General features: G+C 60.3%; 18 protein-coding genes and 1 tRNA gene. 8 read left to right on the top strand and 11 right to left on the bottom strand.

Annotation, left to right across the window (positions count from 1 at the left end):
• Positions 1 to 91: 91 nt before the first annotated feature.
• The 6 genes from ACR0NT_RS04375 to ACR0NT_RS04350 form a co-directional block, all read right to left on the bottom strand.
• Complete coding sequence (locus ACR0NT_RS04375) at positions 92 to 1,084, bottom strand: ABC transporter ATP-binding protein (protein WP_170670596.1); 993 nt, start codon at positions 1,082 to 1,084, stop codon at positions 92 to 94.
• Positions 1,081 to 2,115 (bottom strand): Gfo/Idh/MocA family protein, encoded by a 1,035-nt coding sequence (locus ACR0NT_RS04370; protein ID WP_170440942.1) that lies wholly within the window; start codon positions 2,113 to 2,115, stop codon positions 1,081 to 1,083. Before ACR0NT_RS04370 ends, ACR0NT_RS04375 begins: the two co-directional genes overlap by 4 nt.
• Positions 2,112 to 2,951, bottom strand: coding sequence for a carbohydrate ABC transporter permease (locus tag ACR0NT_RS04365; protein ID WP_170440944.1), 840 nt, complete (start codon positions 2,949 to 2,951; stop codon positions 2,112 to 2,114). Before ACR0NT_RS04365 ends, ACR0NT_RS04370 begins: the two co-directional genes overlap by 4 nt.
• A gap of 10 nt (positions 2,952 to 2,961) precedes the next feature.
• Positions 2,962 to 3,876, bottom strand: coding sequence for a carbohydrate ABC transporter permease (locus ACR0NT_RS04360; protein ID WP_170670598.1), 915 nt, complete (start codon positions 3,874 to 3,876; stop codon positions 2,962 to 2,964).
• 65 nt (positions 3,877 to 3,941) lie between these two features.
• Positions 3,942 to 5,195, bottom strand: coding sequence for an ABC transporter substrate-binding protein (locus tag ACR0NT_RS04355; protein WP_170440948.1), 1,254 nt, complete (start codon positions 5,193 to 5,195; stop codon positions 3,942 to 3,944).
• Positions 5,196 to 5,221: 26 nt separating this feature from the next.
• Positions 5,222 to 6,106, bottom strand: a complete 885-nt coding sequence (locus ACR0NT_RS04350) for an N-acetylmuramic acid 6-phosphate etherase (RefSeq protein WP_170670600.1) — start codon at positions 6,104 to 6,106, stop codon at positions 5,222 to 5,224.
• Between the two features lie 171 nt (positions 6,107 to 6,277).
• Here ACR0NT_RS04350 and ACR0NT_RS04345 point away from each other — a divergent pair, with 171 nt between their 5' ends.
• The 8 genes from ACR0NT_RS04345 to ACR0NT_RS04310 all read left to right on the top strand — a co-directional run bounded on the left by ACR0NT_RS04345 (position 6,278) and on the right by ACR0NT_RS04310 (position 15,174).
• Entirely contained in the window at positions 6,278 to 7,153 is an 876-nt protein-coding gene (locus ACR0NT_RS04345; protein ID WP_170440951.1) for a BadF/BadG/BcrA/BcrD ATPase family protein, read from the top strand.
• Positions 7,140 to 7,889: a GntR family transcriptional regulator gene (locus ACR0NT_RS04340; protein ID WP_170440953.1), complete on the top strand. Its 750-nt coding sequence runs from the start codon at positions 7,140 to 7,142 to the stop codon at positions 7,887 to 7,889. The genes ACR0NT_RS04345 and ACR0NT_RS04340 overlap by 14 nt, the downstream gene beginning before the upstream one ends.
• A 19-nt stretch (positions 7,890 to 7,908) precedes the next feature.
• Entirely contained in the window at positions 7,909 to 8,937 is a 1,029-nt protein-coding gene (locus ACR0NT_RS04335) for an SIS domain-containing protein (protein ID WP_170440955.1), read from the top strand.
• Positions 8,934 to 10,070: an N-acetylglucosamine-6-phosphate deacetylase gene (nagA, locus tag ACR0NT_RS04330; protein WP_170440957.1), complete on the top strand. Its 1,137-nt coding sequence runs from the start codon at positions 8,934 to 8,936 to the stop codon at positions 10,068 to 10,070. The genes ACR0NT_RS04335 and nagA overlap by 4 nt, the downstream gene beginning before the upstream one ends.
• A gap of 96 nt (positions 10,071 to 10,166) precedes the next feature.
• Positions 10,167 to 10,241: transfer RNA gene (locus ACR0NT_RS04325), tRNA-Gly, on the top strand.
• A gap of 128 nt (positions 10,242 to 10,369) precedes the next feature.
• Entirely contained in the window at positions 10,370 to 12,190 is a 1,821-nt protein-coding gene (locus ACR0NT_RS04320) for an ABC transporter transmembrane domain-containing protein (protein WP_170670610.1), read from the top strand.
• 157 nt (positions 12,191 to 12,347) lie between these two features.
• Positions 12,348 to 14,237 (top strand): acyl-CoA synthetase, encoded by a 1,890-nt coding sequence (locus ACR0NT_RS04315; RefSeq protein ID WP_170440961.1) that lies wholly within the window; start codon positions 12,348 to 12,350, stop codon positions 14,235 to 14,237.
• A gap of 13 nt (positions 14,238 to 14,250) precedes the next feature.
• Positions 14,251 to 15,174 carry an alpha/beta hydrolase gene (locus tag ACR0NT_RS04310; protein WP_170670612.1) on the top strand — a complete coding sequence of 308 codons (924 nt, stop codon included), beginning with the start codon at positions 14,251 to 14,253 and terminating at the stop codon, positions 15,172 to 15,174.
• A gap of 4 nt (positions 15,175 to 15,178) precedes the next feature.
• On the opposite strand, the gene ACR0NT_RS04305 is transcribed toward ACR0NT_RS04310, so the two are convergent.
• From ACR0NT_RS04305 to ACR0NT_RS04285, 5 genes are all read right to left on the bottom strand, one after another.
• On the bottom strand, positions 15,179 to 16,015 hold the full coding sequence (locus ACR0NT_RS04305; protein WP_170670620.1) for an alkaline phosphatase family protein: 837 nt from the start codon (positions 16,013 to 16,015) through the stop codon (positions 15,179 to 15,181).
• A 140-nt stretch (positions 16,016 to 16,155) separates the two neighbouring features.
• On the bottom strand, positions 16,156 to 17,793 hold the full coding sequence (locus ACR0NT_RS04300) for an ABC transporter ATP-binding protein (protein WP_170440967.1): 1,638 nt from the start codon (positions 17,791 to 17,793) through the stop codon (positions 16,156 to 16,158).
• Positions 17,790 to 18,605 (bottom strand): ABC transporter permease, encoded by an 816-nt coding sequence (locus ACR0NT_RS04295; protein ID WP_170671558.1) that lies wholly within the window; start codon positions 18,603 to 18,605, stop codon positions 17,790 to 17,792. The genes ACR0NT_RS04300 and ACR0NT_RS04295 overlap by 4 nt, the downstream gene beginning before the upstream one ends.
• The gene (locus ACR0NT_RS04290) at positions 18,605 to 19,561 is read right to left on the bottom strand and encodes an ABC transporter permease (protein WP_170670622.1); all 957 of its coding nucleotides are present in this window, start codon (positions 19,559 to 19,561) and stop codon (positions 18,605 to 18,607) included. The genes ACR0NT_RS04295 and ACR0NT_RS04290 overlap by 1 nt, the downstream gene beginning before the upstream one ends.
• Before the next feature lie 15 nt (positions 19,562 to 19,576).
• Positions 19,577 to 21,160 (bottom strand): ABC transporter substrate-binding protein, encoded by a 1,584-nt coding sequence (locus tag ACR0NT_RS04285; RefSeq protein ID WP_170670624.1) that lies wholly within the window; start codon positions 21,158 to 21,160, stop codon positions 19,577 to 19,579.
• Between the last annotated feature and the right edge of the window lie 76 nt (positions 21,161 to 21,236).

The raw sequence follows: 21,236 nt of genomic DNA, 5'->3' as shown, positions 1-21,236 counted from the left end.
GGACAAGGTGAAAGGCCCCACCGTCAGAAAGTAGGGGAATCCGTGCAGCGATTCAAAGCGACGCGGGCAAAAACCCGGACGCCCGCGACCTTTAACGCAAACGCCGACCGGCCGGGTCGAACCGATAGGCCTTTTCAGTGGCATAGGCAAAGCGCAGCTCCTGCCCCTCGGAAATCGCGTGCTGGCCGAACAGCCGTGCCGTTACCACGTGGTCGTGTATTTTTGCGATGACATTGGTATCTCCGCCCAGTTTTTCCACGTGACTGACCTGTGCGGCCAGTGGGCCGTCATCGGACAGGAACAGGTCTTCGGGGCGGATGCCGATCGTGTTCTGACCATCCCCCAGCAATTTTTCGGGCAGGAAATTCATCGACGGCGATCCAAGGAAGCCCGCAACGAACTGGTTGGCGGGGTTGTTATACAACTCCATCGGTGTGCCGGTCTGTTCCACCCGCCCGTCGCGCAGCACCACGATCTTGTCGGCCAGCGTCATCGCCTCGGTCTGGTCATGGGTGACATAGATCATCGAGGCATCCAGCGCGCGGTGCAGGTTGGCGATTTCGATCCGCGTGTTCATCCGCAAGGCGGCGTCGAGGTTCGAAAGGGGCTCGTCAAACAGGAACAGTTTCGGTTCGCGCACGATGGCCCGCCCGATGGCAACGCGCTGGCGCTGGCCGCCGGACAGCTCGGACGGGTAGCGGTCCAGATAGTCCTCAAGGTTCAACATCCGGCTGGCGGTGGCGACGCGGTCTTCGATCACCGCCTTGGGTTGCTTTTCCTGTTTCAGCGCCAGCGTCATGTTCCCGCGCACGTTCAGATGGGGGTAGAGCGCATAGCTTTGGAACACCATCGCAATCCCGCGTTTCGACGGCGGCACCAGATTGACCTGTTGGCCGTCGATATTGATCTCGCCCGAGGACGCATCCTCCAACCCCGCAATCACGCGCAGCAGGGTGGACTTGCCACAGCCCGAGGGGCCGACGAAGACGACGAACTCACCTTCTTCAACTTCAAGCGTGATGTCTTTCAGGACATGCACATCGCCAAAGGACTTGTTCACATTGGTCAGGGTCAGAGCGGTCATGATGCGGGTTCCTGCAGGGAAACGGGCTGGCCGGAGCGGATGCTTTCATCGGCGGCCAGACAAATGGCAAGGGATTGAACAGCGTCATTCATATGACGCGTCAGGTCGATATCGTCCGCGATGGCGCGCAGCATATAGGCCTGCTCGGCATCACAGAGTTCCTGATGGCCAGGCTCATCGGGCATCACGACCGTGCGGTCGCCGCCCGGCGTGTGGATCAGCAAGCCGCCCACCTTGGTATGCCCGTCAATATCTGCCGACGCGCCCTTGTTGCCGTCCGTGATCGAGACCGAGCCGTTGGGCGAGACGATGTCTTTCACGAAAAACGCGGTCTCGGACATCATCGGGCCCCATCCGGCCTCATACCAGCCGACCGAGCCGTCCTCGAAGATCACCTGAAACTGGCCGTAATTATACATGTCCTCGGCAATTTCATCGGACAGGCGCAGGCCCATGCCATGCACGCGGACGGGCTGCGCGTCGGTGATCTGGCACATCACATCCACATAATGCACGCCGCAATCCACGATGGGGGAGGTGGTCTGCATCAGCGCCTTATGTGTCTCCCACTCAGCGCCTGAGGATTGCTGGTTCAGGTTCAGGCGGAACACGTAAGGCCCGCCCAGATCACGCGCCTCGGCAATCAGGCGCATCCACGAGGGGTGGTGGCGCAGGATATAGCCCACGACCAGTTTGCAGTTCAGGCGGGTGGCGGTTTCCACGACACGCCGCGCGTCTGTCACGTTGGTGGCCAGCGGCTTTTCGACAAAGACATGCGCGCCTGTCTCCATCGCGGCGCAGGCGTAATCGGCGTGGCTGTCGGAATAGGTGGCGACGACCACCAGATCGGGTTTGGTTTCGGCCAAAGCGGTGTGGAAATCCGAATAGGCAGGATATTGGCTCAGCTCGGGGTGGTCTACGCGGCCCGATCGATTCACCAGCCCCACGATCTGTGCATCGGTGTGGTTGTGATGGGCCAGCGCGTGGCTGAGGCCCATGTTCCCAAGGCCAGCGATCAGAACTTTGGTCATTTGACAGCTCCGGATGTAATGCCGCGGATCAGTTGGCGTGAGAAGATGATATACAGCACCAACACCGGCAGGATCGCCATCGACAGTGCCGACAGAACCGCGTTCCAGTCGGTGACGAACTGCCCGATAAAGACCTGACTGCCCAGCGTGAGGGTCTTGGTCTCTTCCGCGGGCGCAAGGATCAGCGGGAACCACAGGTCATTCCAGATCGGGATCATGTTGAACACCGCCACGGTCGCCATCGCGGGCCGGACCAGAGGCAGCACCAGCCGGAAAAAGATCGTGTATTCCGACAGCCCGTCGATGCGGCCTGCGTTTTTCAGATCATCGCTGACCTGCCGCATAAACTCGGACAAGATGAACACCGCCAGCGGCAGCCCTTGCGCCGTGTAGACCAGTATCAGCGCCCATAGCGTGTTCACCAGCCCGGTGGCCACCATCATCTCAAGGATCGCCACGGTGCCAATACGGATCGGGATCATGATCCCCAGCGCCAGATACAGCCCCATCAGCAGGTTGCCCTTGAACTGATATTCCGACAGCGCATAGGCCGCCATGGCTCCGAACAGCAGGATGAAGAACAGCGACGCAACGGTGACGATCATCGAGTTCTGGAAGTAGAGGAAGAAATCCCCCTGCTTCATCACCGTCTCGTAGCCAATCATGGAGAAACTGTCGGCATTTGGCAGGGCCAGCGGCTCGCGAAAGATCGCCCTGCGGGATTTGAAACTGTTGATCAGGATCACAAAGACCGGGAACAGGGCGATCAGCGTGTAAAGGATCAGCGCCCCGTGCATCGCGGCGGTATTCAGCGGGTTTCGGCGTGCCTTGTTCATCGCTGGCCCCTCACAGTTGATACCGGCGCATCCGGGTCTGGATGCCGAACAGGTAAATACAGACGCCCACAAGGATAATCGCGAACATGGCGCCTGCGATGGCTGACCCCATATGCGGGTCGCCCAGTTGCAACTGGAAACCAAAGAAGGTGCGGTACATGAACGTGCCCAGAATGTCGGTCGAGAAATCCGGCCCCGCCAGCGCGCCTTGGGCGGCATAGATCAGGTCGAACGCGTTGAAATTGCCCACGAAGGTCAGGATCGAGATGATCCCGATTGAGGGCAGGATCAGCGGCAGCTTGATCTTCCAGAAGGCCGAGGCACCGGTGATGCCGTCAATCTCTCCGGCCTCAAGGATTTCTTCGGGGATGGTCAGCAGGGCGGCATAGATCAGCATCATCGGGATGCCCACGAACTGCCAGACCGAGATCAGTGCCAGCGCGGTGAGCGCGTATTCCTCTTTCCCCAGCCAGGGTGCGAACAGGGATTTCAATCCGATGGCGTCCAGCATCGAAGGCGCGATGCCCCAGATCGGCGACAGGATCAGCTTCCACGCGAAACCCACGATCACAAAGCTTAGGATCGTTGGAATGAAAATCGCCGAGCGATACAGCGCAGCGAAGCGAAGGCGCGGATGGCTCAGTAGCGCGGCCAAGGCAATGCCGATGGGGTTCTGCACCAGCATGTGGATCAGGAAGAACCAGAAGTTGTTGCCCAGGGCGTTCCAGAACTGCTCGGACCAGATGGGGTCGAAAAACAGGGTTCGAAAGTTCTGCAACCCGACGAACACGCGGCTTTGATCCACCTCGGAATACAGTGCCAGACGCAGTGTATTGAACAGCGGAAAGATCATCACCGCCGTATAGACAAGTACGGCCGGTGCCAGAAACACGACGATATGCCAGCGGAAGCGGGGGCGGTTCATTGGACTGCTTTCAACGGAGTGTCGGGTGTACCCGGGCGGGTGTTGCCGCCCGGGTAGGGATCAGGTTACTGGTGCGGAGCGTACCAGCTGGACAGACCTTCCTGCAGGCGCTGACCGGCGTCGGCAGGGCTCTCGGCGCCCCGAACCACATTGGCCGAAGCGTTCCACGTCTCAAGTTCCAGATTGGGCTCGCCGCGCGACAGGATTTGGTAGGTCGAGCGGATGGTCGATTCACAATCGTCCCGCCAACCTACAAATTCCTTCGCCAGCGGGTCCTGCAATTCGACCGGCGCATTTGACAGCGGGAAGAAGCCGGGCAGAGCATTGCCGAAAATTTCGGCAAATTCAGGGCTTGCGACCCATGAGAGGAATGTGGCTGCGGCGTCTGGGTGAGCCGTTGCTGCGTTCATGCCGATTCCGATATCGGTGTGGTCCGAGATATAACAGGTGTCACCCGCGTTGCGGACCGGAGGCTTGAAAGCGCCCATTTCAAAGTCGGCCAAGTTGTTAAATCCTGAGATCTCCCAACTGCCCGCAGGGTAGATGGCCGCACGGCCAAGGGTGAACAGGTTCTGACTGTCAGGATAGGTCTGCGCCTCGAAACCGTCGCCCAAATAGTCTTTCCACCTCCCCAGCGTTTCATAGGGTTCAACCCATTGGGGGTCGGTCAATTTTTGCGAGCCCTCGATCAGCGCAAGACGACCTTCTTCGCCTTTCCAGTAGTTCGGGCCGATATTGTTATATCCCATGGTGGCCGCTTCCCACTGATCGGTGGTGCCCATCGCCATGGGAATGTAAGTTCCGTCTTCCTTGAACGCATCGAGCGCGGCAAAGAACTCGTCCTCGGTCGTTGGGACGGCAACTCCCAGCTCATCGAAGGCGTCTTTGTTGTAGATGAACCCGTGGATCACCGACGCCATCGGAACGCAGAACGTAGCGGATCCATCATCCGTCTGCCAGGCCGATTTGGCGACGTCCGAGAAGTTCGACATGGCCTCTAGGCCGGACAAGTCGGACAAATGCCCGGCGTCATAGAGCCCAAGTGAGCGATCAAAGGGCCGGCATGTGATGATGTCCCCTGCCGAACCAGCTTCGAGCTTGGCGTTCAGAGCCGCGTCGTATTCTGTTGGAGCAAACGGAGAGAACACCAGTTTGATGCCGGGATGAGCGGCCTCAAATGCCGGAATGATCTGGTCCTGCCACAGGGTCAGGTCGTCGTTACGCCAGCTTTCGATGGTCAGCGTCACGTCCTCGGCAAGGGCGCTTGTGGCCATCAGGGTCGTACCCAGCAAGGCCAGCTTCAGGCTTTTGTGTGTCATTGTTTTCTCCCGTTTGTTTGTCGTTGTCAGTTTTGCGCCAGTGCGGCGGTCAGAATCCCCTTGCAGGCCTGCAACCGCGTGAGGGCCTGCGTCAGAGCCAGGCCCTGCGCGGCGATCAGGATGGCGGGTTTTACCTCGCCGTTTGCTGCATCCAGCGCCTGCTGTGCAGTAATGGCATCCACATCCGCGATCCGGGCGACGATCCCGGTTGCCCGCGCCCGCAGCTTGTCATTGTCGGCGTGCAAATTGACCATCATCCCGGCGTGCACATGGCCTAACTCGACCGCCATCAGCGACGAAAGCATGTTCAGCGCGATCTTCTGAGCCGTTCCCGCACCCATGCGGGTCGAGCCCGAGATCAGCTCGGGCGGTGTGGCCAGAAGGATCGGAATGTCTGCATCCTGCAACAGTGGACTGCCTGCGTTGTTGGCGATGCCGATCACCGTGGCGTTGCGCACGCGGGCGACCTTCACGGCTGCCACCGTGTAAGGCGTGGAGCCGCTGGCCGACACTGCGATCACCGTGTCGCGAGCGGTCACTTCTCCCATCGCCTTCTCCAGACCGTCTGTCGCGTCTTCGGCTCCGCCCGGCATCTGGACGCCGGTCGGCAAGCCTCCGGCCATGTGAATGCGCAGGCGGGCAGGGGGGATTGAGAATGTACCGCCCAACTCTTGTGCGTCGGCCGCTGCCATCAGGCCTGACGATCCGGCAGCCACGAAATGCAGAACCCCGTCGGCGCGGATCGTCGCCGCCATGGCCTCGGCGCCGCGGGCGATGTTGTCCAGTGCGTCCCGGACGGCGGTGGCCGCCGCGATCTGCCCCTCGGCCAGTGCGCGTACGGCACTGACCAGGTTGCCTTGGGTCAGCTGTAAGGCGTCAGGGTGCAATTGTTCGGTCGGCGGCAGCGTCAAGAGAATCCCCTCGTGTGTTCGCTATACGATACCTATCTAATACCACCTGTCCATATTTTTCTTTTGCCGTGAGGAAAATTGGGTGTTTTCAATAAAAAACAGGGCGGGAATTCAAGATTACCGCGGAATTTAGGCTTTTCCAATTTCAAAAGGTATTATAATGGTATTGCTATGACCGAGTCTCGAAATAGCGCCGTGTTGGCGGTGGATGGTGGCGGAACGCGTTGTCGTGTGGCCTGTGAGGTCAATGGCGTGATGCATTGCGTTGAGACGGGTTCCGCCAATGTTTCGACCAATTTTGACGCGGCGCTGGCCCAGATTCGGGCTGGGCTTGAAGCCTTGTCCCGGCGGGCCTGTGTGGAGGTCGCGGACCTGCGCGACTGGCCTGCATTCATCGGTCTTGCGGGCGTTACCGATGCCGTGATTGCGGGGCGCTTGCGCGATGCGCTGGGTTTGACCTGCGCGCGAATCGAGGATGACCGCCCCGCCGCCGTGCGCGGTGCGTTGGGCGCGCAGGATGGTTTGATCGCACATTGCGGCACCGGGTCGTTCCTTGCGGTTCAGGTGGAAGGTGCGATGCGGTTTGCCGGGGGCTGGGGAGCGGTTCTGGGGGATGAGGCCTCGGCCCAGTGGGTCGGGCGCCGGGCCTTGTCTGAGGCACTGTGCGCCTATGACGGCACACAGGTTCAGACCGGCTTGACGCAAAAGCTGCTGGCCGATCTGAACGGTCCGGCGGGCATCGTGGCTTTCGCCGGGGCTGCGACGCCCGCGCAGTTTGGCGCGCTTGCACCTGCGGTGACGTCTGCCGCGCAGGCGGGCGACTCTGTTGCCGCGCAAATCCTGCAGGCCGGGGCGGGCTACATCGCTGAGACCGCGAAGCGGCTGGGCTGGCAGTCGGGCAGGGCGATCTGTCTGACTGGCGGGATCGCGGGGCATTATGCGGCCTACCTTCCGAAAGCGATGCAATCCGCCATTCGCGCCCCGCAAGGCGAACCCCTGGCTGGCGCATTGGCCATGGCGAAGGAGATACGCCATGAGCATCTCTGACTTTCTGCGCGCCGACCGTTGGCTGAGCCCCGAAAAAGGGCCGCGCTATGTCCAATTGCGGCGCAGGCTGCAAGAGGGGATCGACACTGGCGTGCTGGCCCCGAACGCGTCACTGCCCTCGGAACGGGAACTGGTCGAGATCACCGATCTGTCGCGGGTCACCGTGCGCAAGGCGATTCAGGAACTGGTTCAGGAGGGCGTGATCGAACAGCGGCAGGGATCGGGTTCGTTCATTCGCGAACGTGTGCCGAGGGTTGAACAATCGCTGACGCATCTGACATCCTTCACCGAGGACATGTCCAGCCGGGGAATGCGGACGACCTCGAAATGGCTGGAGCGCGGCGTTTTTGCGCCAACCCCGGAAGAGGTCGAAGCGCTGAGCCTGAAAGACGGAGAACAGATTTCCCGCATCTACCGCCTGCGCGAGGCGGATGGTCGCCCGCTGGCGCTGGAACGCGCCGCGTTGCCGCTGGATATCCTGCCGAACCCGATCGAGGTGACGACCTCACTCTATGAAGTGCTGGACAGTCTGGGCCGGCGGCCGGTGCGTGCGGTGCAGAAAATCTCGGCGCTCAATCTGGCGGCGCGTGAGGCCGAGTTGCTGGACGTGCCCGAAGGGGCTGCCGGGTTGAATATCGAACGCATTTCATTCCTCAAGAATGGTCGGGTCGCGGAATTGACCCGGTCGCTTTATCGCGGTGACGCCTATGACTTTGTCGCCGAGTTGCGGTTATAGTTGGAAAGGCCGGAAAAACATGTCTGAACACAGCTCGAAAATGCGTCAGGAGATTCTGGAAATCCCCGATGCGGTTGACCGGCTGCTGAGCCAGGGCGCTACCAACATTAAGGGTGCGGCAGCGCTGGTCAGAGACGCCGATCCCCGCTTCCTGATCACGGTGGCGCGGGGGTCGTCCGATCATGCCTGCCTGTATCTGAAATACGCCGCCGAATTGCTGCTGAACCTGCCTGCGGCGTCGGTCGGGCCGTCGGTCAATTCAATCTATGGTGTGGATCTGCGGGCCAAGGGGGCGTTGTGCGTGTCGGTGTCGCAGTCCGGTCAAAGCCCGGATATCGTTGGAATGACACGGTCGCTGAAATCCGGAGGCGGGGTGACTGTGGCCATCACCAATGACGAAAGTTCGCGATTGGCCGGGGTAACGGATGCGGTGCTGCCCCTTCACGCGGGGCCGGAATTGAGTGTGGCAGCGACCAAGACCTTTGTCACTTCGCTTGTAACCGGGTTGTGGCTGCTGGCAGAGATCAAGGGCGACAGCGAGTTGTCCGGCGCGATCCGATCCCTGCCGCGCCAACTGGCGCAGGCCGCGCACTGCGACTGGTCGGTGGTGGCCGAGGCGATCACCGGCCGGTCGCTGTTCACGCTGGGCCGCGGTCCGTCCTTTGCCATGTCCAATGAGGCCGCGCTGAAGATCAAGGAAACCTGTCAGATTCACGCCGAAAGCTATTCGGCGGCCGAGGTTCTGCATGGACCGGTCTCGATCGTGGAAGAGGGCTTCTCCACCATCGTCTTCGCCGCAGCGGACGCGGCGGAACAGACAACAGCCGAAGCCGCCGATGCTCTGGCTGTCAAAGGGGCTGTGGTGTTCGCGGCGACCGATAAGGTAACCCGCGCACAGAGCCTGCCGGTGACAAGAACCGATCACTGGCTGACCGACCCTATTGCAACCATCACCTCGTTCTACAGTATGGTCGAAGCCCTGGCCTGCGCCCGCGGAATCGACCCGGACGCACCGCGCCATCTGAGAAAGGTGACAGAGACGGTATGACCTCAGGTTCAGTGACATTTCGCAACGGGGCTCTGTTCGATGGTGGGCGCCTGCATTTCGGTCAGGCGGTGGTTTTTCATGATGGCGCGCTGGCCGCGCTTGAGCCTGAAGAGCAGTCGAAAAACCAAGGTCAGATCATCGACCTGAACGGAGATATCCTGTGCCCCGGATATGTTGATCTGCAGGTCAATGGCGGCGATGGGGTGATGTTCAACGATGATCCGTCGGTTGAAACGATCCGACGAATTGCCGATGCGCATCGCCGTTTGGGCGTGGCATCTTTGCTGCCGACCCTGATCACCGACACGCCCGAGAAAACGCAGGCCGCCATTGAGGCCGCAATACAGGCCGTACGCGCCGGTATTCCGGGCGTGGCCGGGCTGCATCTAGAGGGGCCGCACCTGTCCGTTGCCCGCAAGGGGGCCCATGACGGGGCGTTGGTCCGTCCGATGGAGGAGGCTGATCTGACGGCTCTGATCGCGGCGGCGAGTGAATTGCCGTGCCTAAAGGTGACCCTCGCGCCCGAATCTGTTTCCGAGCAACAAGTGAAGGCTTTGTTCGACGCTGGTATTCTGGTGTCACTGGGCCATACCAATGCGGATTTTGCGACGTGCCAGCGCTATGCCGCCGCGGGTGCGCGCTGTGTGACGCATCTGTTCAACGCCATGAGCCAGTTGGGCAGCCGCGAGCCGGGTCTGGTTGGGGCGGCGTTGGCCAATGGTGGTTTGTCAGCGGGGCTGATCGCCGATGGTATCCATGTTCACCCCGAGGTGATGCGCGCCGCATGGGCCGCCAAAACCGCGCCCGGTCAGGTCTTTCTGGTTAGCGATGCCATGGCCGTCGCAGGAACCGACCAGACTGCGTTCGAGCTGGAGGGCCGCCGGATCGCGCGCACCGACGGGCGCCTGACGCTTGCGGATGGAACCCTTGCCGGGGCTGATCTGGACCTGACCACGGCCATCCACAATCTGGTCACTCAGGTCGGTGTGCCGTTGCACGAGGCGCTTGCAGCCGCAACAACCTATCCGGCGTCCTTGATCGGCCAAACAGCCGCGCAGCCGTTGCAATATGCGTCGACGATCCGGATTTCGTCCAGTCTCGACTCATGTAATTGGCTTCCCGCGCAAGGCTAGCGGAGCGGTCACTTGTGGTCGTGGGCAGAAATCGGAATCTACCGCCGAACGGCGCTTGACGGCGTCAGGCGCATCGCTTAAACCGACCTGCGCTGAGCGGGCGTCGTATACTGGCTATTACCTCAGCCTTCCAAGCTGATGAAGCGGGTTCGATTCCCGCCGCCCGCTCCAAGTCAGCCCCGAATTTCTGCGTCAAATGGCCCTGAGAAGGGATCAATTCGCGTTGCGAAGCTTGACCCGGCGGTGCACTGCCGCCAAGAAGCGGGCGAATGAATGCGAACATGAGTTAAGGACCAAGCATGGCAAGAAGAGCCTCAGCCAGTCCGGCACAGCAATCTGCACCCGGTGCCAGCGAAGAGCGCGCCGGATCCAAGAAGATTGGCGTTCTGGCGTCACTCTGGCCGTTCATGCTGCCGTACCGGTTGCTGATGATCGGTGCGACGCTGGCGCTGGTTCTGACCGCCAGCATGACCCTGACGCTGCCGCTGGCCGTGCGCCGCGTGGTCGACAATTTCCGCATTGAAGATGGCGAGTTGCTGGATTGGTACTTTCTGGCCGCGCTGGGCATTGCCGCGGTTTTGGCCGTGGGCACCGGCCTGCGCTATGCGCTGGTGACCCGTCTGGGCGAACGCGTGGTGGCTGATATCCGCAAGGCGGTGTTCGATCGCGTCATCGGCATGAGCCCCGAGTTCTACGAACGCATCATGACCGGAGAGGTCCTGAGCCGGATCACCACCGACACGACATTGATCCAGTCGGTTCTGGGCTCGTCCGTCTCTATCGCCCTGCGCAACGTGCTGTTGTTCCTGGGCGGTTTGGTATTGATGCTGCTGACCTCGGCCAAGCTGACCGGGATGGTAATGTTGCTGATCCCGATCGTGGTGGTGCCGATTCTGCTGTTGGGACGGCGTCTGCGCGTGATCAGTCGTGAAAATCAGGACTGGATCGCGGCGTCGTCCGGTAACGCGGGCGAGGCGCTGAGTGCGGTGCAAACGGTGCAGGCGTTCACCCATGAACAGGCCAGCCGCAAGCAGTTCGATGACATGACCGAGACCTCCTATGTGGTGTCGTTGCGTCGCATTCAGACCCGCGCAGTTCTGACGGTCATCGTGATTTTCCTGGTTTTCACCGGCATTGTCGGCGTGCTGTGGATGGGTGCGAATGACGTCCGCAACGGAGTGATGACCGAAGGTGTGCTGATCCAGTTCGTGATCTATTCGATCATCATGGCGGGATCGGTCGCGGCCCTGTCGGAAATCTGGAGCGAGCTGCAGCGCGCCGCTGGCGCGACCGAGCGTCTGGTCGAGCTGCTGAACGCGCAGGACACAGTCAACGATCCGGCCAAACCGGTCGCGCTGCCGTCATCCGTGCGCGGTGAGATTCGTTTTGACGACGTGACCTTCCGCTATCCCTCGCGCCCTGATGTGGTGGCGCTGGAACACCTGTCGCTGCAGGTCAATCCGGGTGAGACGGTGGCATTTGTCGGTCCTTCTGGGGCGGGCAAGACAACCGTCATCCAGATGATCCAGCGGTTCTATGACCCGGCCTCGGGGCAGGTCATGTTGGACGGCGTTGATTTGCGTGACATCGACCGGGCCGACTTCCGCCGCCACATGGCGTTGGTGCCGCAGGATCCGATCATCTTTGCCACGTCGGCCCGTGAGAACATTCGCTTTGGCCGTCTGGACGCCTCGGATGCCGAAGTTGAGGCCGCCGCCCGGGCCGCTGCTGCACATGATTTCATTTCGGCCTTGCCCGAGGGCTATGACAGTTTCGTCGGCGAGCGCGGCGTGATGCTGTCAGGTGGCCAGAAACAGCGCATCGCCATCGCCCGCGCGATCCTGCGCGACGCGCCGGTTCTGTTGCTGGACGAGGCGACCTCGGCGCTGGATGCGGAAAGCGAACGGGCGGTGCAGGGGGCTGTTGATCAGATGCGCGCTGGCCGTACCACGCTGATCGTGGCGCACCGTTTGGCGACGGTAAAAAAGGCCGACCGGATCGTGGTGATGGAGGCCGGACGCATCGTGGCGCAGGGCACCCATGACGATCTGGTGGCGCAGGACGGCCTCTATGCCCGCCTCGCGCGTCTGCAATTCACCGACGGTATGGCCGCCGAATAAGGTGACGCTGGGGCATTACAACTAAGTCCGCAGCGTCATTCTACCCCTTTGATGCCTTCACAGCTAAGGCCTTTCTTGAACCTGCGCGGTTTTGCTTCCATCTTGGCGGTGGATACAAAACCCGTGCCGGACACGGGAGAGATAAGGGAGGAACCGCATGGCCTTTGTGGGTTTGGAAGACAAGGCAAGGATGGAGCAGGAAATGTCGTGGGAGGACCGCGATGTTCCGGTCACCTTTCACCAGTTGCTGTCACGTACCGCAGAGAAATTCCCCAACAGCAATGCGATGAGCTTTCAGCTGTTGTCCGGGCCGACCGACAAGGCCGAGACGCTGACCTGGTCCGAACTGTTGGGCAAGGTCAATCAGGCCGCCAACCTGTTCCGGTCGCTGGGTATCGGCGAAAAGGACGTGGTGGCCTATGTGCTGCCCAACTGTAACGAGACACTGGTTACCATGATGGGCGGCGCGGTGGCCGGGATCGTCAACCCGATCAACCCGTTGCTGGAGCCCGAACAGATCGCCGCGATCCTGCGCGAAACCGGGGCCAAGGTGGTGGTGACGCTGAAGTCTTTCCCCAAGACCGACGTTGCGCAAAAGGTCGAAGAGGCGGTGCGCCACGCGCCCAAAGTCAACACCATTCTGGAGATTGACCTCAACCGCTATCTGACGCCGCCGAAATCCTGGCTGGTGCCGTTCCTGCGCCCCAAGATGGGGGACAAGGAGCATCTGGCCCACGCAGATTACAAGAACTTCAATCAGGAACTGGCCAAGCAGCCCGCAACCCTGACCTTCGAGGACAGCAAGGAAGATCGCGTCGCCTGCTATTTCCATACCGGCGGCACCACGGGTATGCCCAAGGTGGCACAGCACAAGTATTCCGGCCTGATCTACAACGGCTGGCTGGGCAATACGCTGCTGTTCTCGGATGAAGACGTCATCATGTGCCCGCTGCCGATGTTCCACGTATTCGCTGTGCATGTGATCGTGATGGCCGCCGTGTCGTCCGGCGCGCATGTGGTGTTCCCGACGCCTGCGGGGTATCGCGGCGACGGCGTGTTCGACAATTTCTGGAAGCTGATCGAACGCTGGAAAGTGTCCTTCATCATCACCGTGCCCACCGCCATTGCTGCCAAGATGCAGCGCCCGGTGGACGCGGACATCTCGACAGTGAAAACAGCGTTTTCCGGCTCGGCCCCTCTGCCGGTTGAGCTGTTCCGCCGTTTTGAAGAAGCGACCGGCGTGACCATCGTCGAAGGCTATGGCCTGACCGAAGCGACCTGTCTGGTCTCGTGCAACCCGGTGGATGGCGAAAAGAAAATCGGCTCGATCGGGATTCCGTTCCCCTATACGGATGTGAAAATCCTGCAGGACGGACCGGATGGCCCCAAGGAATGCGGCGCGGATGAGATTGGCGAAATCTGTATCTCGAACCCCGGTGTCTATGCAGGCAACACCTATACCGAGGCTGACAAGAACGTCGATCTTTACCACTTCGACAAGTACCTGCGCACCGGCGATCTGGGGCGGTTTGACGAGGATGGCTATCTGTGGATCACTGGCCGCGCCAAGGACCTGATTATCCGAGGTGGTCACAATATCGACCCGGCCGAGATCGAAGAGGCTCTGCTGGGGCATGACGCCGTCGCTTTTGCCGGCGCTATTGGTCAGCCCGATGCCTATTCGGGCGAGGTGCCTTGCGCCTTTGTCGAACTGGTCGATGGCGCCAGCGTAACCGAGAAAGAGCTGATGGAGTATTGCGGTGTGCATGTTCATGAGCGCGCGGCACAGCCCAAGCACATGACCATTCTGGATGAGCTGCCGAAAACCGCCGTGGGCAAGGTGTTCAAGCCTGAGCTTCGCAAACAGGCGATCACCCGCATCTATAATGGCGCGCTTGAAAAGGCCGGGTTGGATGCACGCGTCGTCTCGGTGATAGACGACAAGAAGCGCGGGCTTGTTGCGCAGCTTGACGCCAACGGTTCCTCGGACGACGATGTCGGTAAGGTGCTGGGATCGTTTACCCGGCCATGGGAGTGGGCTGCCTGACCGCGGAGGGACAATGGATTATGAACGTCTGATCGATGAAGAAACCTGGGCGTTCATAAGAAGAACGGCTGAAAGCTATCCTGACGACGCGGTCGATCTGTCAACCGAGGACCAGCGTCGCGTCTACAACGAGATGTGTCAGGACTTTCGCCAACCCCGGCCTCCGGGTCTGGATGTGCAGGACAGGTCCGCCGATGGCGTGCCTGTCCGCGTTTACACCGCCGGAGATCCAACGCGAACCGTCGTCTATTTTCACGGCGGCGGTTTTGTCGTCGGCGGGCTGGACAGCCACGACGACGTCTGCGCCGAGATTTGCGCACAGACCGGGTATCGGGTGGTTGCCGTGGATTACCGCCTGTGCCCTGAGAAAGTGCATCCCGCGCAGTTCGAGGACAGCTGGACTGCCACCAACTGGGCAGCAACAGAATTCAGCGACCCACTGGTTCTAGCCGGGGACAGCGCGGGGGGGAACCTCGCCGCCGCGGTCGCGCATTATGGCCGTGGGCGGCTTGCGGATGTGCTGGGGCAGGTCCTGGTCTATCCCGGATTGGGCGGAGACATATCAGTTGGCTCCTACATCGAACACGCACATGCGCCGCTTTTGACGCTGGACGAAATCAAGTTCTACGAGAAAGTCCGCTGTGGCGGCACGGTTCCGCAAAACGACCCGACATTTGCACCTCTGCACGATACCGATTTCTCGGGCTTGCCGCCGACCGTGGTCGTGACGGCTGATTGCGATCCGTTGCGCGATGATGGGGCGATCTATTGCGAGCAGATCGCAGCAGCCGGAGGGCGGGCGTATTGGATCAACGAACCCGGTCTTGTGCATGGTTATCTGCGGGCGCGAACCTCGGTAAAGCGCGCCGCAGACAGTTTCGAGCGGATTTCGATCGCCATCGAGGCACTGGGCCAAGAGGTTTGGCCTTACGACTGATCCGCTATTTCAGGAACGGCGCGGCCTTCATCGTTTCCGCAACCGGTGCGCCCATGCGGTTCAGGATCGTGGGGGCCAGCTGTAGCTGGTCGATCACAGCGTCCGCCTCGGGGCCTTCGGCGTCGCCGAAATAATACAGCGCGGTTTCCTGCTGTAACGGACTGCGTCCACCGTGGTGCCCGCGCTCATCCTGGCCGTGGTCGGCGGTGACGATAACCTCGTAGCCCAACTGCCGCCAACGGGGGATGAAGGGCGCCAGCATCTCGTCCATCACGAAACAGGCGTGGTCCATTTCCTCGCAATCGTGGAAGAACCGGTGGCCCATGCTGTCCAGCGTGCAGGTGTGAAGGATACCGTAATCCAGCCCGAACCGCAGGCACAGATTGGTCAGCGAGGCAAACAGGTCTACGTCACATGGCGTCATCTGGTTGGCTTTGCTATAGCCGGTCATGGTGTGAAAGCGACCGTGGTTGATCGTCTTGCTGTCGGGCTCGTCATATTCGACATCGCGGACGTAATCGAACGGGTGGCGGTTGAAGAACTGCGACCAATAGCTGTGGGTGACCGCGCCGGTTACGCCGCCTGCCTCACGTATCTGGCTGAACACGTCCTTGTGGCTCAGGCGGAAGACATTGCCGTTGCCGGTGCAACCATGTTCCTGCGGTGTGACGCCGGTATGGATCGAGGCATAGCAACTGGCCGAGATCGATGGTAGCACCGAACGCAGCTTCCAGACCTGCGCCTCGCCCCTGTCGACCCAGCCTTCGAGGTTGCCGAACAACCGGCGAAAGTTGCGCCATGGGACGCCGTCCAGAATGATGAGAAGGATTTTGCGGTCCATAGTCTGACCCTTTTCTTTAACACTTCAGGCGAGCCTAGGGGATTCGCCGCGCATGGGCCGCCAATTCGCGCCCCGAATAGCAAAATCCCGACACCTGTTTGTAACAAGCGCCGGGATTTCGAAGTTTCTTATGGCAGGGATCAGTTCCCTGCGCTTTCCATTTTGCGATGGGCGACAACCTCTTCCAGCCAGCCCAGATGCATCTCGGGCACCGAGCTGAGCAGCAAGTCGGTATAGTCGTCGAACGGTGGGCTCAGCACCTCGCTCTTCGACCCGTACCGCGCCACACGTCCCTGATACATCACCGCGATGCTGTCGCTGATCGCGCGGACCGTCGCCAGATCGTGAGTGATGAACAGATAGGCCACATCCTCGATCTGTTGCAGATCCAGCAGCAGTTTCAGAATGCCGTCCGCAACCAGCGGGTCCAGCGCCGAGGTGACCTCATCACAGATGATCATCTTGGGCTTTGCCGCCAGCGACCGCGCGATACAGACACGCTGTTTCTGACCACCGGACAGCTCTGCCGGATAGCGGTCGATGAACTTTTCGCCCAGCTCGATCTCATCCAGCAACTCGATGACACGTTTGCGTTTTTCGGACCCTCGCATGTTGAAGTAGAACTCCAACGGACGGCCGATGATCGTGCCAACAGTCTGACGCGGGTTCATTGCCGTGTCAGCCATCTGATAGATCATTTGAAGCTCACGCAGGTCTTCCAGCGAACGGCCTTTCAGATCAGGGCTCAGCTTGCGACCGTTAAAGGTGATCTCACCATCGCGCGGCGGCAGCAGGCCGGTGATCACCCGCGCTAGCGTCGACTTGCCCGAGCCGGACTCACCCACAACCGCCAGTGTCTGCCCCGGATGAAGCTCGACATTGACGTTGTGCAGCACGTCGAAGTTCAGACCCTTGTAGCGCGCGGTGATGCCGTCAACACTCAACACCGGTTCCGGCGTGGGCTTTTTTTCTTCGTGCTCGATCGACCGTACCGAGACCAGCGCCTTGGTGTAGTCTTCCTGCGGGTTGTTGATGATCTGATCGGTGTTGCCGTATTCGACCGTGTTCCCCATCCGCAGAACCATGATGTCGTCGCTCACCTGCGCCACAACCGCCAGGTCGTGGGTGATGTAGAGCGCGGCAACGCCGGTCGCTGCGATGGCTTCCTTGATGGCCATCAGAACATCGATCTGAGTGGTCACGTCCAAGGCCGTCGTGGGTTCGTCAAACACCACCAGATCAGGCTCGGGACACAGCGCCAGCGCTGTCATGCAACGCTGTAGCTGACCGCCGGAAACCTGGTGCGGGTAGCGGCTGCCGATATTGTCGGGGTCAGGCAGACCCAGCTTAGCGAACAGTTCACGCGCGCGGGCTTCGGCCTCTTTGCGGGTGAATTTCTTCTGTTCGACAGCCGCTTCGACCACCTGATCCATGATCTTCTTGGCAGGGTTGAACGACGCGGCGGCGGATTGGGACACATAAGTGACCTCACCCCCGCGCAGCTTGCGGATATCCCCATGAGATGTCTTGAGGATATCGCGCCCGTTGACCCAGACCTCGCCGCCGGTGATTTTCACGCCACCCCGGCCATAGGCCATCGAGGCCAGACCGATTGTGGATTTACCGGCACCGGATTCGCCGATCAGCCCCAGCACCTTGCCGCGTTCGAGGTCAAAGCTGACCCCGTGCACGATTTCGATGTCATGGGGCTTTTCGCCCGGCGGATAGACGGTCGCGCCGATCTTGAGGTCGCGGACCTTGAGAAGGGTATCAGTCATCCCCGGCCTCCTTTCAGCGATGTGGTACGGTTCAAGACCCAGTCAGCCACAAGGTTGACCGAGATGGCCAGCGTAGCGATGGCCACAGCGGGGTACAGCGCCGCGCCGATGCCATAGACGATGCCGTCCTTGTTTTCCTTCACGATGCCACCCCAGTCGGCCAGCGGAGGCTGAACGCCCAGACCAAGGAAGGACAGGGTCGAGATGAACAGAACCATGAAGATGAACCGCAGCCCGAACTCAGCCACCAGCGGTGACAGGGCATTGGGCAGGATTTCCCGGAAGATGATCCATGTCCGACCTTCACCGCGCAGCTTTGCGGCCTCGACATAGTCCATCACGTTGATGTCCACGGCCACCGACCGCGACAGGCGATAGGGGCGCGTGGCGTCCAGCAGGCCCATCACCAGGATCAGGATCGGAACGGTCACCGGAACAATCGCCAGGATAACCAGCGCCAGGATCAGAGTCGGGATCGACATGATCAGGTCAACCGTCCTGCTGAGAACCTGATCGGCCCAACCACCCAGCACGGCTGCCAGCAGGCCCAGCGAGGTGCCGGTGACAAAGCTGAGGATCGTGGCCGCTGCGGCGATGAAGATCGTTGTGCGGCCGCCATAGATCATACGGGTCAACAGATCGCGCCCGATATTGTCAGTGCCCAGCAGATGCTCGGCGCTGGACGGTTCCCACACATCGCCGACCACTTCGGCCATACCGTAGGGGGCGATCAATGGCGCCGCGAACGCGATGAAAAAGTACAGCCCGGTGAAAAACAGACCGATCATTGCCGAAATAGGAATATTCTTCATCATTTCGGATGCCTCAGTCTTGGGTTGGCAAGGATGGACACGATGTCGGCAACCATGTTGAGCCCGATATAGACGGCGGCAAAGACGACGCCGCAGGCCAGAACGACCGGCACGTCACGTTTGGTCACCGAGTCCACCAGATACTGCCCCATGCCGGGGTACACGAACACCACCTCGACAACGACGACGCCCACCACCAGATAGGCCAGGTTCAGCATCACGACGTTGACGATGGGCGAGATTGCGTTGGGAAACGCATGGCGTGCAATGACCTGAAAGTTCGACAGGCCCTTCAGCTCGGCCGTTTCGATATAGGCCGACTGCATCAGGTTCAGGATCGCCGCGCGGGTCATCCGCATCATTTGCGCCAGAACCACCAGCGTCAGCACGAAGGCGGGCAGGGCGATGGTATAGAGCTTTTCTCCGAAAGACATTGAATCATTGATCATAGCGAGCGAAGAAAACCAGCCCAGTTTCACCGAGATGAAGTAGATCACCAGGTAGCCGATCAGGAATTCGGGGATCGAAACAGTTGTAAGCGTGACAGCAGAGATTAATTTATCGGGCCAGCGGTCGCGGTACCGGACGGCCAGCAAACCCAGAAAGATGGCAAGTGGAACCGATACGATGGCTGCAACACAGGCCAGAAACAGTGTGTTCCCCAGCCGTTTTCCAATGCTCTCCGCGATATCGAGTTTGTTGGTCAGGGACTGACCCAGATCACCCTGAAGAATGCCGCCCAGCCACTCGAAGTAACGGGTCAGGGCAGGGCGGTTGAGGCCCATCTCTTCGCGCAGGTTGGCCAAAGATTCGGGGGTTGCGGATTGACCAAGGACAGCTTGGGCAGCGTCCCCGGGAAGAGCTTCGGTGAGGCCGAAAATCAGAGCCGATGCACCAAAGAGCAAGAGGATTCCCAGCGCAAGGCGCTGGGAAACCAGTTTGATGATGGGATGCATTATCCTGGGCCCGTATCAGGCGAACCACATTTTGCGTGAGGCCTGGCCCCCCATCAGTTCATCATACGGATCCGGCTCCCAACCAGCCAGTTGGTCGCTGACACCGTCAATGAACTGGTTGAACATCGGGCAAATCAGGCCGCCTTCTTCGTTAAGCAGTCGACCCATCTGAGAGTAAATCTCTTTCCGCTTGGCGGTGTCGAGCTCACCTTTTGCCTGATTCAGCATATCGTCGAACTCGGGCCGTTTCCAACGTGTGTCGTTCCAGTCGGCGGTCGAGAGGTACGCGGTGGTGTACATCTGATCCTGTACCGGACGGCCCGTCCAGTAAGAGGCGCAGAACGGTTGGACATTCCAGACCTCGGACCAGTAGCCATCACCCGGAACACGTTCGATGACGAGTGGGATACCGGCCTGATTTGCCGTTTGCTGGAAGAGCGCCGCGGCGTCCACCGCACCCGGGAATGCAACATCCGAGGTACGCAGAACGATCGGTGATCCGTCGTGGCCGGACTTCTTGTAGTGCTCGGCTGCCTTTTCAAGATCAAACGGGCGCTGTGGGATTGTATCGTCAAACAGCGGATAGGCCGCATTGACCGGCATGTCGTTGCCAACAGACCCATAACCCTGCAGGATTTTTTCAACCAGCTCTTCGCGGTTGATCGCATATTTCAGAGCCAGCCGCAGATCGAGATTGTCGAACGGGGCGGTATCCGAATGCATGATGAATACGTAGTGCCCGCGACCTGTCGTGGGCTGCACGCTCAGACCCGGCGCGCGGCCCAGAAGATTGGCCACCTTGGGCTCAACCCGGTTGATAAGGTGAACCTGACCGGACTGAAGCGCCGCGGTACGTGCGGTTGCATCGTTGATGGCAATAATTTCGACACTGTCAAAATGGCCGTCATCTGCCCAGTAATTGTCGAACTTCGTGTAAACGTGACGCACGCCCGGCTCGTTTACTTCCATCTTGTATGGCCCTGTGCCGATGCCCGCGCCCGGATTATCGAGGCCACCGTCCGGCTGAATGATCAGGTGATAGTCTGCCATGAGGTAAGGCAAATCGGCATTCGGGCTGTTCAGCGTGACTGAGAACACGTCGCCGTCTGTCTTCATCGACTCGATCTCTTTCATGATGCCCAGGGCACCGGATTTCGAGTTCTCGTCCGAATGGCGCTGCATGGTTTTCAGCACGTCTTCGCTGGTCAGTGTCTTGCCGTTGTGGAATTCGACACCAGGGCGGATTTTAAAGTTCCACACCTTGGCGTCAGCGCTGGCTTCCACGCTTTCGGCCAGACGTGATTCAATCGAGCCGTCCGGCGCTACGACCACCAGGGTGTCACCAAACTGGCGACCGTTGAGAGCAGGCACCTGGCTGGCGTAGGTCGCCGGGTCCAGAGAGTTCGTCGATTCGCCACCGACCGAGCCGATCTTCAGGTCGCCGCCCTTTTTCGGGCCAGCCGCGCGTGCGGCATCTGCAAACATGGTGCTGGCCATGGCCGCAGAAACACCCAAAGCCGCGGCTTTCCCCATGAATTCGCGGCGGGTGAGCTTGCCGGCTGTGACCTGTTTGGTCATGTGAGTGATTTGTTCGTTCATCATGGTCTCCCGGTTGATTGGATTGTTGCCCTTTTGGGCTTTTTATTGACGCGTGAGTCAAGGTAGGCGGAATTCG

It is taken from the genome of Ruegeria sp. AB10, from assembly GCF_056542745.1.
The sequence above is the reverse complement of the archived record's forward strand: the minus strand, read 5'-3'. Positions and strand labels throughout refer to the sequence as shown.

What these genes read in the sequence shown, in the direction of transcription:
- ACR0NT_RS04300 (WP_170440967.1), bottom strand. Translation starts at nt 17,793, where the DNA reads ATGACTGATACCCTTCTCAAGGTCCGCGACCTCAAGATCGGCGCGACC.
- ACR0NT_RS04365 (WP_170440944.1), bottom strand. Translation starts at nt 2,951, where the DNA reads ATGAACAAGGCACGCCGAAACCCGCTGAATACCGCCGCGATGCACGGG.
- nagA (WP_170440957.1), top strand. Translation starts at nt 8,934, where the DNA reads ATGACCTCAGGTTCAGTGACATTTCGCAACGGGGCTCTGTTCGATGGT.
- ACR0NT_RS04295 (WP_170671558.1), bottom strand. Translation starts at nt 18,605, where the DNA reads ATGAAGAATATTCCTATTTCGGCAATGATCGGTCTGTTTTTCACCGGG.
- ACR0NT_RS04375 (WP_170670596.1), bottom strand. Translation starts at nt 1,084, where the DNA reads ATGACCGCTCTGACCCTGACCAATGTGAACAAGTCCTTTGGCGATGTG.
- ACR0NT_RS04305 (WP_170670620.1), bottom strand. Translation starts at nt 16,015, where the DNA reads ATGGACCGCAAAATCCTTCTCATCATTCTGGACGGCGTCCCATGGCGC.
- ACR0NT_RS04285 (WP_170670624.1), bottom strand. Translation starts at nt 21,160, where the DNA reads ATGAACGAACAAATCACTCACATGACCAAACAGGTCACAGCCGGCAAG.
- ACR0NT_RS04315 (WP_170440961.1), top strand. Translation starts at nt 12,348, where the DNA reads ATGGCCTTTGTGGGTTTGGAAGACAAGGCAAGGATGGAGCAGGAAATG.
- ACR0NT_RS04340 (WP_170440953.1), top strand. Translation starts at nt 7,140, where the DNA reads ATGAGCATCTCTGACTTTCTGCGCGCCGACCGTTGGCTGAGCCCCGAA.
- ACR0NT_RS04345 (WP_170440951.1), top strand. Translation starts at nt 6,278, where the DNA reads ATGACCGAGTCTCGAAATAGCGCCGTGTTGGCGGTGGATGGTGGCGGA.
- ACR0NT_RS04355 (WP_170440948.1), bottom strand. Translation starts at nt 5,195, where the DNA reads ATGACACACAAAAGCCTGAAGCTGGCCTTGCTGGGTACGACCCTGATG.
- ACR0NT_RS04320 (WP_170670610.1), top strand. Translation starts at nt 10,370, where the DNA reads ATGGCAAGAAGAGCCTCAGCCAGTCCGGCACAGCAATCTGCACCCGGT.
- ACR0NT_RS04290 (WP_170670622.1), bottom strand. Translation starts at nt 19,561, where the DNA reads ATGCATCCCATCATCAAACTGGTTTCCCAGCGCCTTGCGCTGGGAATC.
- ACR0NT_RS04335 (WP_170440955.1), top strand. Translation starts at nt 7,909, where the DNA reads ATGTCTGAACACAGCTCGAAAATGCGTCAGGAGATTCTGGAAATCCCC.
- ACR0NT_RS04310 (WP_170670612.1), top strand. Translation starts at nt 14,251, where the DNA reads ATGGATTATGAACGTCTGATCGATGAAGAAACCTGGGCGTTCATAAGA.
- ACR0NT_RS04370 (WP_170440942.1), bottom strand. Translation starts at nt 2,115, where the DNA reads ATGACCAAAGTTCTGATCGCTGGCCTTGGGAACATGGGCCTCAGCCAC.
- ACR0NT_RS04360 (WP_170670598.1), bottom strand. Translation starts at nt 3,876, where the DNA reads ATGAACCGCCCCCGCTTCCGCTGGCATATCGTCGTGTTTCTGGCACCG.